Here is a 265-nt window from a genome sequence, read left to right as displayed (position 1 = left end):
CCTTTTGGCAGGTCAGTGACCATACATTCGGTTGTGATCATCAGACCCGCAACAGAGGCCGCGTACTGCAGAGCAGAACTGGTCACTTTGGTTGGATCCAGGATACCGAAGTCGATCATGTTGCCGTACTCTTCAGTCTGCGCGTTGTAACCGTAGTTACCGTCGCCCGCTTTCACGTTGTTAGCGACAACAGATGGCTCTTCACCGGCGTTAGAAACGATCTGACGCAGTGGAGATTCCATCGCGCGCAGCGCAACTTTGATAC

General features: G+C 53.2%; 1 protein-coding gene. It reads right to left on the bottom strand.

All coding sequences use genetic code 11. The features are described 5' to 3' along the window. Positions 1 to 265: TCP-1/cpn60 chaperonin family protein (locus SB756_RS31115; protein ID WP_410913376.1), on the bottom strand; the 265-nt coding region annotated here is incomplete at both ends.

The sequence above is a fragment of the Pseudomonas sp. SIMBA_068 genome (genome assembly GCF_046534705.1).
Lineage (GTDB): Bacteria > Pseudomonadota > Gammaproteobacteria > Pseudomonadales > Pseudomonadaceae > Aquipseudomonas > Aquipseudomonas putida.
The sequence above is the reverse complement of the archived record's forward strand: the minus strand, read 5'-3'. Positions and strand labels throughout refer to the sequence as shown.